Below are 8578 nucleotides of genomic sequence, written 5' to 3'. Positions count from 1 at the left end.
GACCGGTTCCATGCGCTGGATCATGGCACGACGGCGCCACCGTCACCGGGGCGGGCGGCCGCAGACCTCGGCGTCCGGGATGACCTCCTCGTTCTGGTACACGGTGTGCGGCCAGCGCAATCCACTGCCCGACGGGATCGGCGGTATCGGCTTCCCGGTGATCGGGGTCAGCAGGCTCAGGAACTTGTTGATCACCTTGACGACGGGTTCCAGGATCGAATAGCCGATGCCGAACGCCGCCTGCACGCCGATCGCGACCCCACGGCATTGCGCGTACGCCGCGCCCAGCGCCGATCCCAGCGTGGTGCCGTAGGACGTGGTCAGTTCGGCGTACACGCCGGCTTTGAACACCAGGGCGCTGATGCCGACGGTGAACCGTACGCCGTGCCGGATCACCAGCCCCATGACGCCGACCGGGATGCCGGTGAGCGAGTTGAGCAGGCTGGACTTGCGCTGGAACTGATCGGTGACCCGCGGCCCGAACGAGCCGTCGCGATAGCCGAACCCGATCGAACCGGCGAGGCCGAACTCCCCCGAACCCTTGATCGTGCCCAGTTTCGCGCCGAACGCGGTCTCGACGGTCAGCGTCTGGCTGACCGTGAACGACAGCGGGATGCCGGCGAGCTGCCCGATCGGGAAGGACAGGTCGGCGTCGATCGGGAACTGCTTGCGATGGTTGCGGCCGTCCTGGATGCCGCCCTCGAAGTCCACCTTGATCCCGAAGCCGCCGCTGACCGCGAATTCCGCCCGGGTCACCTTGCCCGCGCCGATGGCCAGATGGAAGCTCGCGTCCGGTTTGCGGAAGGTGAGCGTCACGGTTCCGGCCAGGCGTACGCCGCCGTCGTCGTAGGTGAAATGCGCCCCGACGCCGTCGGTGCAGCAACTGGTGTACACCGTGTACCCGAGTGCCTTCGTCGTCGCCGCGCCACCGCGTACGGGTGCGGGTTGGGCCGGGCGGTCGTCCTGGCGGCGCAGCCGCACACTCTTGCCCGCGCCGCCGGGTGGCGTACCGGTTTGGGCCCACAACGGCTGCCCGGCCAGATAGATCAGCGGATCGCCGAGGGTGATGCCCGCCTTGTCGAACGTGCCGTCCCGGACGACCTCGGTGAGGTCGACGGGGCCGACCGTGACGAGCAGGTCGGACCCCTCCTCGACGAGGTCGAGCACGCGGCCGACGGCCCGGTCGGTGACGAACATGACCTTGCCCGGCGCGAGATCACGCGCATGCCGGGCGCGGGCGTCGATCCGCCAGGTCAGCCCGTCGGCGGTCACCGACCGGATCGCGTCGCCGCCCCCGCCGACCACCACGACGTCCGGCTGCAGGCGCGCCGCCGGCTGCTCGGCGACCGCCTGCCCGAACCGCAGCCGCGCGTCGCCGGGCGCATCTTCGTCCGATGTGGATCCACAGGCGCCGGTCGCGAGCGCGACGACCGCCGTCCACGCGGCCAAGGCCCGGCGCATCTCACAACCGCCCGGCCGCGGCCCGGGCAGCGGTCTCCAGCGGTACGCGATTGGCCGCCGGATCGTTGAGCAGCACCAGCCGGATCGCGACCCAGGTCTCGCCCTTGCGGAAGAACACCGCCCCGTCCTCCAGGAACCCCTCGTCCCCGGCCCCGGTCACCGGGGTGAACGAGTGCTGCAGGTCCCGGTCGATGTCGAGCATCTTCTTGGCCCCGTCGCCGACGTAGACCTCGACCTGGGCGGTGGGACCGGTGACCGGCCCCGTGTACGTGCAGGAACCCTCGCTGGCCACGGGCTCGTCCAACGGCGTACGCGTCAGCTTCTCCGCATCGGACTTCGGCACCAGCTTGCATGGATCGACCGCTGGACCGACCACCGGGCCGGCGGACGGGCTGACCGCGGAGCTGGCCGCCGCCACGCTCGGTCCCGGCTCGGCGGGGTCCTCACCGCCGCATCCGGCGAGCGCCAACCCCAGCAGCAGTGGCACGAACAGCACCCGTCGCATCAGCCGAACACCACGCCGAGCAGCTTGCGCAGCATGCTGTCGTACTTCGCCTCGTCGAAGGAGAAACTGCTCATGATGAGCGTGTAGCTGCCCTTCGAGCTGACCACCACCGCCTCGGCCTGGATGTCCTTGACCGCCAGATACCCGCGGTCGCCCTGGTCGAGGTCGACGACCTTGGCGTAGGTCTTGCCCGCCTGCTCCTTCTGGTAGTCGAACGTCGCGCCGCCCGCCAACTCGGAAGCGGTGGTGACGGTCAGGCTGGCGACGCCTTTGCCGTCGCCGAACAGGCAACTGCCCTCGTCCGTCATCGGCTGACCGATGATGTCGCTGACCTGCTTGGCGGTGAACGGGCAACTCGGCGTCGTCGTATCGGCCTTGCTCAGGTCACTCAGCTCGGTGCCGCCATCGACGCCGCCGCTCGAACCGCCGCCACAGGCCGACAACGCGAGCAACGCCGCCAGCAGCATGGGTGTCAGGACACGTCCGATCCTCATTGGTCTGAACCTTCCGGGAGCGTCGGGGCCTTGGCCCAGACGGCTGGGCAGAACCGATCCACCCGCCACCCGGCCGCGGCGGCCACCCCGGCGACGGTGTCCGCATCCGGCCCCTCCACCAGGGCGAGCAGCACATCGTCAGCCGGCAGGTGCACCGCCGCGACCAGCCGGACGTCCACGCCGACCGGCAGATCCGTCAGCACCGGCGAAGCCAGGCCGCTGGACGTGTCGTAGCGTTCGAGCGCGAACAGAAGGCGGGTCACGCTTCGACGCTAGGTTTCGGGGCGTTCTAAGGAATCGGGGCTTTCCCTACGCTGTATAGGGAAGACCCTTGACGCGGATCACGTGGGGACTCGGCGGTAGCCCGCGATCGGCAGGTACGCGCTGTCGATCTTGGCCATCCGGACGAAGTCGCCGGTCGTGGGCGCGTGCACCATCCAGCCGCCGCCGACCTAGATGCCCATGTGGTGCAGGTCGGAGAAGAAGAACACCAGATCACCGGGGCGCAGGTCGGCCCGCGAGACGGGCTTGTTGTCCTCCCACTGCCACTTCGTGTAGTGGCGCAGCGTGACACCGGCGGCCTTCCAGGCAGTCAGCGTCAGGCCGGAGCAGTCGTAGCCGCTCGGTCCGGCCGCGCCCCAGATGTAGGGCTTGCCGATGAGGCTGCACGCTTTCTTCGCCGCGGTGCCGCCTGGCCCGCCGAGGTAGTCGACCGGGCACGCCACCGGCTTCAGTTTGCCGCTCGCCCCCGACGATCCGTACGCCTGCTGGCGCAGCCGCTGCAACGCCGTGATCTGCTTCTCGATGGACTTCTTCTGCGCCGACAACGCCGCGTCCTGACTGGCCAGTTCGGTGACGAGCGCGTCCAGCTTCGCCTTGTCGGCGGCGTACTTGTCGCGCAGCACGACCACCCCGGCGATCTGCTCCTGCTCGGTCTTGGCGAGGAACTCCAGCATGGTCATCTTGTCGGCGAAGTCGACGGGCGTCGGCGCCGACAGCAACGCGTTGAGGCGGGACACCTGACCGCCCATGTACATCGCGGCCGCGGCGTCGTTCAGTTGCGCGCTCGAGAGCCGGATCTGCAACTCCAGCGGCCCCAGGCGCTTGTTCAGCGCCGCGACCTTGGTCTTGTTCACGGCCAGCTGGCCGTGAACCATGTTGTACTGCTCGATGATCGGCTCGAGCTTGTTCCAGGCGGCGTCGATCTGCCGTTCCAGCTCCGCGACGCTCGGTGCGGCGACGGCCGTCCCGGACACGCCGACGCTCAGCCCGACGACAGCCGCGAAAGCGGCAAGGGTACGCAGAAAGCGGTGCATTGCGAGGGTGGTCTCCTTACGCGAGGACACTGGGTCCGATCGAGCAGAGGCAAGGTTCGATCGCGAGGAGTCGAGCAGCGGCAGGGGGAAACCCACGAGCGCATCGAGTCCCGTCGGCGGTGGCGGGGACCTCAGCAGGCCACGCCGCGAGTGCCTCTACGTGCGCGAGACGCCCAGCTGGGACAGGACCGGCGGGCGGCCCAACGGCGCGACGGCGGCCGGCAGCATTCGGGGCAGCGACACCCCGGCCCATCGTCGGCCAGGTCCGGTCAGCAGGACCATCGCCACGGCGAGGGCGGCCAGCATCGTGATGCACAGACCGAGCAGCTCACCGGGCGTACCGGGGGTGAGCGGGTCGTCGTGCAGATCCTGCCCGATCGCGGCGGCCAGATGATCGTGCCCGGCCACGGTCGCCGTCGAATCGGCGATGACCCCGTCGTCGGCGCAATGCCGGCCCGTCGCGTACGCGAGCCCGATAAGCAGGAGGATGATCAGCAGCAGCCGCAACGGCAGAGCCGTCCGCGCCTTCTCGATCATCCGGTGCACCGCGACAGGATACGCACACCGCCGAACCGCCGCATCTGGGGCCGACCGGTCCCGTGCGCCGGGCCCTTCGCCCCTGACGCCGGTCGGCGACCCGGCGGACGCTGAAGGTGGAAGTGCAGGCTGGGAGGCCCGTCATGATGTACGGATACGGATTCGGCGGCTGGTGGATGATGCTGATGCCACTGCTGTGGACCGGGTTGATCGCGCTCGCCGTCTGGGCCGTCGTCCGGCTGCTCCCGCAGAGCACGGCCCGCCGCGACACCCCGCTGGAGATCCTCGACCGCCGCTACGCCCACGGTGACATCGACGACGCCGCGTACGCGAATGCTCGGGCCCGGCTGATCGACCACAGCCGTCCGGTCAGCTGATCAGAGGCCCTGGATCTGCAGCTGAAGGTCGACGCCACGATCCTTGAACCAGTTCGGCGCCCCGACGGGGCGGCCGTTCACGTGGACCTCCAGGTGCAGGTGCGGTCCGGCGGAGCGGCCGGTGTTGCCGACCAGCCCGATGGTCTGACCGGCGGCGACCTTGTCGCCCGGCTTGACCAGCAGGTGCGAGGCGTGCCCGTAGAGGATGACGACGCCGTCGCCGTGATCGATCATGATCATGTTTCCGTAGCTGCCACGCCACTCCGCGACCAGCACGGTGCCCGCGTGAACCGCCGCGAACGGGGTCCCCTCGCCGATGACGAGATCTGCGCCATTGCCGGCGGCGGAGCCGAGTTCGTAATCACGCATCGGCAGCACCCACGACGCCGTGTCGGCGACCGTCACCGATCCGCTGGAACGGGTCTGCCGGCTGGTCAGCTCGGCTGCCTGCGTACGCTCATGGTCGGCCTGAGTGGGCCAGGCCGGGCCTTCGGCGCCGAGGTGATCGTCTTTGTTGTCGGGCAACAAGGTCCCGACGGCCGTGGCGGCGATCGCCGCACCGGCGAGAGCGGTGAGCGAGACCGCCACGTAGCGGCGGCGCGGCGGTGCAGGCGCGCGACGGCGGCCACGGTAGGCGTCACGGTCGTCAAGGCGCTGCGGCCGGTACTGCACCCGGTATCCCTCCGATAAGGATGGTTCGACGTGATACGGGCGATCAACCCGAACCGTAGCCACCTTACGGCCCCGGCACAAGGATCAGCTCGGCGTGGCGACTTCCAAGGTGCCTTGCATTCCTGACGTCACATGGTATGCGCAGGGCATCGGATAGGTCCCGGGCTGCGTGACCGTGACCGTGACGGTCTTGGTCTGCCCGCCGTTGACGTTGCCGCCGTCGACCCCGGGAACGGTGTCCACGCTGATGTCGTGCGGGGTGACACCCGTGTTGCGGAAGGTGATCTCGATCGTGCCGGTGGTGGCCCGCACGACATCGGGATGCAGTCGCAGGTCGTCACCGATGGCGACCTCGACGCGCTGTACGCCGTCGGAACCCTTGACCGCGACGGCAGGCGACGGTGCGACCGAGGCGGTGGCGGTCGGCAGTGCCGCACCCGCGCCGCCGGGACCGCCCTCGGTCCCCCACACGGCGCATCCGGCGGCGCTCGCCAGGGCGAGGACGGCGACGAGTACGCCGATCGGCCGCCGGCTCATGACGCGTTCCCGGCGAACAGGTCCTGCCCGACGTATCCGCCGTCCGGTACGCCGCCCGGTATCGCGAACAACGCGCTGGCTTCATGGCGGATGAACTTCGACAGGGCGTCGTTACCGGCCAGCCGCTGCTGGACCGGGATGAAGCCGCGCCGCGGATCAGCCTGGTACGCCAGGAAAAGCAGCCCGGCCTCGTCGCCGTCGGAGTAGGACCAGCCCCGCCGCAGCATCGCCGCCCCGTTGTTGAACGCCGGCGCGGCCAGCCGGATGTGCGCGGTGACCGGGATCGCCGGTGAGCCGTCGGGCTGAGTGGTGCCGTAGTTGGCGGGGGTGGTCTCCTGCCCGCCGGACAAGGGTGCGCCGGTGTCCTTCCGGCGGCCGATGACCTTCTGCTGCGCGTCGAGGGTCAACCCGTCCCAGTCGTCGAGGATCATCCGGATGCGGCGTACCACGAGGTAGGAGCCGTTGCGGAGCCAGGCCGGCTGATCGTCGCCGGAGACGAACACCTTGGTGGCGAAGTCGGGGTCGGCCGGTTTCGGATTGTTCGTGCCGTCGACCTGACCCATCAGGTTGCGGCCGGTGCTGCCCGGAGCGGTCGCGCCCGGAGTCGCCGCGAACCCGGACTGCCCCCAGCGCAGCCGCGCGACGGGGCCGGCGATACGCCGCAGCACCCGAGCCGCGTGGAACACCACGAGCGGGTCGTCGGCGGCGACGATCACGCCGAGATCGCCGTGGCTGGCGGCGGGATCGAGACGATCCCCGGTGAACGCGGGCAGCGGAGTCAGGGCCGCCGGGCGGGCGTCCGCCGGGATGCCGGCCTTGCCGAACAGGCTCGGCCCGAACCCGAACGTGACGGTCAGCGCGCACGGCCCGGATCCGGTCACCACATGGTCGTCGGGCTGGCCGACGCCCTGGCCCTCGGCCATTCGCGCGGCCGCCGCCGACCACTGCCGCAGCAAGCCCTGCAACGCCTTGGCGTCGACACCGTCGAGCAGGTCGAACCCGGCTACCCAGCTGTGCGCCTGAGGCTGGGCCGGGACCGCGATGCCGGCCTGCCGGGAACCGAAGTACGCCACCCGGCCCGCGCCGACGTCGGACAGCGCGGGACCGGCGGCCGAGGCCACCACCGGGGTGTCGGCCGAGCGCAGGCCGATGCCGATCCCCGTGCCGGCGACGACTCCGACCCCACCGACGGCCAGATAGCCCGCGACGCTGCGACGGGGCACCCCGGACGCGCCCACTCCCACGGCGTCCCCGTCAGCACCGCCACCATCAGACGCATCGGCACTACCACCGTCGAGCGGATCGGCGCGGCCCGCCGCATCGGCAGGCTCGCTCACATCAGCGCGGTCGGCAGCAGCGGCGCCGTCGGCGGCGAGGACAGCAGCTGCGCCGGCCCGGGCCGCCGGAAGGGCCGCCGCCGCATTCGCCGAGTCGTCGCCCGAACCATCCACAGTGGCCAGACCGGCCGGCTCCGAGCCCGCAGCCGACCCGTCGCCCGCAGCCGACCCGTCGCCCACCGCCGACGCGTCGCTCGCGGCCGAGCCAGCCCCCGCCGCGGCGTTTGCTGCGGAGGCGTCGATCCGCTGCCGGACCGAGCGCAGGCTCATCAAGGCCACGGCGACGACCAGCCCGGCCGCCGCGCCGATGACCACTGCGACGGTCGCCCGGTCGAGGGTCATGCTCAGGCCGGTCGGCGCGGAGGAGCGCCACCACACCGGGGCGTCGTCGAGGGCCATCGAGAAGCCGAGCAGCGCGCCGACGCAGGCGGCGATCACGGCGGCGAACCGGGAGCGGTACGCCAGCCGCCAAGCGGCCAGGATGCCGAAGGGCCAGACGACGAGCGCGGTGGCGTCCGCGCCGAGCAGGGCGCCGAGGCGCTGGGCGAGGCTGCCCGTCTCGACGGCGGCGACACCGGCCGAGTGCAGCAGGTCGGCGGCCAGCATGAGCCCCGCTCCGGCAGCGAGCAGCCGGAACCCCAGGCGCGGGAAGAGTCCGCCGGCCGCGATCACGACGGCGATCGCGATCGCCAGCAGCAGCCAGGGAGTCGGCGAGGGGCCGGGAATCCAGTCCAGCGCGCCGGTCGCGGTCAGCGTCCGGCCGCCGTGGTCGAGGACGACCTTCCAGTCGCTGACCCGGTGCTCGGCACCCGGATCTGCCGCCACCGGGGCGGGCAGCGTCTTGAGCATCCAGTGGATGCGATGGTCGTGCCACCGGTACACGTGGTCGCCGGAGACCTTGCGCCAGCGGGGTTCGCCCTTGCCGTCCACACCGGCGGGCACCACCGTGGTCGCGTACCGGTCGGTGTTGAGGTAGGTGGCCGGCGAGTTGTCGTTGAGGAACACCCCGCCGGGGCCGATCTTCGCGAAGGGCTCACCGGTGTAGCCCTGGACGATCAGGTCCTGATCGGTGGTGTTGATCGCCTGGAGCCGCGACCCGTTCTCCACGACCGACAGGCTCACGCCCGGGACCGCCGGAGCCAGGGCCGACAGCGTGGTCCGGAAGTTCGTGGCACCCGCCCCGGCCACTTCGTGCGCCTGGGCCGCCGACGCCGGCCACACCAGTCCCGCGGCGGCCACCACCACGAACATCATCCGCAGCAGGGACCGGCCGAACCGGCTGACGAGGCGTTCGCGCATACCCGGCACCTTTCGCAATCGAGATCAGGTCGAGGGCGGAGGC

At 70.9% G+C, this 8578-nt stretch carries 10 protein-coding genes; 1 reads left to right on the top strand and 9 read right to left on the bottom strand.

From position 1 onward, the window contains the following. Positions 1–42: 42 nt before the first annotated feature. The 6 genes from AB0M47_RS22895 to AB0M47_RS22870 form a co-directional block, all read right to left on the bottom strand. A complete protein-coding gene (locus AB0M47_RS22895; RefSeq protein ID WP_363417137.1) occupies positions 43–1461 on the bottom strand; it encodes a hypothetical protein in 1419 nt (472 codons plus the stop codon). Between the two features lies 1 nt (position 1462). Then, on the bottom strand, positions 1463–1966 hold the full coding sequence (locus AB0M47_RS22890) for a DUF3558 family protein (protein ID WP_363417134.1): 504 nt from the start codon (positions 1964–1966) through the stop codon (positions 1463–1465). After that, positions 1966–2460, bottom strand: a complete 495-nt coding sequence (locus AB0M47_RS22885; protein ID WP_363417131.1) for a hypothetical protein — start codon at positions 2458–2460, stop codon at positions 1966–1968. Before AB0M47_RS22885 ends, AB0M47_RS22890 begins: the two co-directional genes overlap by 1 nt. Next, on the bottom strand, positions 2457–2723 hold the full coding sequence (locus AB0M47_RS22880) for a hypothetical protein (protein WP_363417128.1): 267 nt from the start codon (positions 2721–2723) through the stop codon (positions 2457–2459). The genes AB0M47_RS22885 and AB0M47_RS22880 overlap by 4 nt, the downstream gene beginning before the upstream one ends. Positions 2724–2912: 189 nt before the next feature. Further along, entirely contained in the window at positions 2913–3776 is an 864-nt protein-coding gene (locus AB0M47_RS22875) for an NlpC/P60 family protein (RefSeq protein ID WP_363417125.1), read from the bottom strand. Between the two features lie 156 nt (positions 3777–3932). After that, complete coding sequence (locus AB0M47_RS22870) at positions 3933–4322, bottom strand: hypothetical protein (RefSeq protein WP_363417122.1); 390 nt, start codon at positions 4320–4322, stop codon at positions 3933–3935. A 134-nt stretch (positions 4323–4456) separates the two neighbouring features. Between AB0M47_RS22870 and AB0M47_RS22865 the strand changes: the two genes are divergently transcribed. After that, positions 4457–4690 carry an SHOCT domain-containing protein gene (locus tag AB0M47_RS22865; protein ID WP_363417119.1) on the top strand — a complete coding sequence of 78 codons (234 nt, stop codon included), beginning with the start codon at positions 4457–4459 and terminating at the stop codon, positions 4688–4690. On the opposite strand, the gene AB0M47_RS22860 is transcribed toward AB0M47_RS22865, so the two are convergent. From AB0M47_RS22860 to AB0M47_RS22850, 3 genes are all read right to left on the bottom strand, one after another. Next, positions 4691–5362, bottom strand: a complete 672-nt coding sequence (locus AB0M47_RS22860; protein WP_363417116.1) for a M23 family metallopeptidase — start codon at positions 5360–5362, stop codon at positions 4691–4693. 84 nt (positions 5363–5446) lie between these two features. Then, positions 5447–5899 (bottom strand): cupredoxin domain-containing protein, encoded by a 453-nt coding sequence (locus AB0M47_RS22855; RefSeq protein WP_363417113.1) that lies wholly within the window; start codon positions 5897–5899, stop codon positions 5447–5449. After that, complete coding sequence (locus tag AB0M47_RS22850; protein ID WP_363417110.1) at positions 5896–8535, bottom strand: Dyp-type peroxidase; 2640 nt, start codon at positions 8533–8535, stop codon at positions 5896–5898. The genes AB0M47_RS22855 and AB0M47_RS22850 overlap by 4 nt, the downstream gene beginning before the upstream one ends. Positions 8536–8578 lie beyond the last annotated feature (43 nt).

Source organism: Hamadaea sp. NPDC051192, assembly GCF_040682475.1.
Taxonomy (GTDB): domain Bacteria; phylum Actinomycetota; class Actinomycetes; order Mycobacteriales; family Micromonosporaceae; genus Hamadaea; species Hamadaea flava.
The sequence above is the reverse complement of the archived record's forward strand: the minus strand, read 5'-3'. Positions and strand labels throughout refer to the sequence as shown.

Excerpts from the sequence above, each read along its gene's own strand:
- AB0M47_RS22895 (WP_363417137.1), bottom strand. The coding sequence starts at position 1,461 with ATGCGCCGGGCCTTGGCCGCGTGGACGGCGGTCGTCGCGCTCGCGACC.
- AB0M47_RS22890 (WP_363417134.1), bottom strand. The coding sequence starts at position 1,966 with ATGCGACGGGTGCTGTTCGTGCCACTGCTGCTGGGGTTGGCGCTCGCC.
- AB0M47_RS22885 (WP_363417131.1), bottom strand. The coding sequence starts at position 2,460 with ATGAGGATCGGACGTGTCCTGACACCCATGCTGCTGGCGGCGTTGCTC.
- AB0M47_RS22875 (WP_363417125.1), bottom strand. The coding sequence starts at position 3,776 with ATGCACCGCTTTCTGCGTACCCTTGCCGCTTTCGCGGCTGTCGTCGGG.
- AB0M47_RS22865 (WP_363417119.1), top strand. The coding sequence starts at position 4,457 with ATGATGTACGGATACGGATTCGGCGGCTGGTGGATGATGCTGATGCCA.
- AB0M47_RS22855 (WP_363417113.1), bottom strand. The coding sequence starts at position 5,899 with ATGAGCCGGCGGCCGATCGGCGTACTCGTCGCCGTCCTCGCCCTGGCG.
- AB0M47_RS22850 (WP_363417110.1), bottom strand. The coding sequence starts at position 8,535 with ATGCGCGAACGCCTCGTCAGCCGGTTCGGCCGGTCCCTGCTGCGGATG.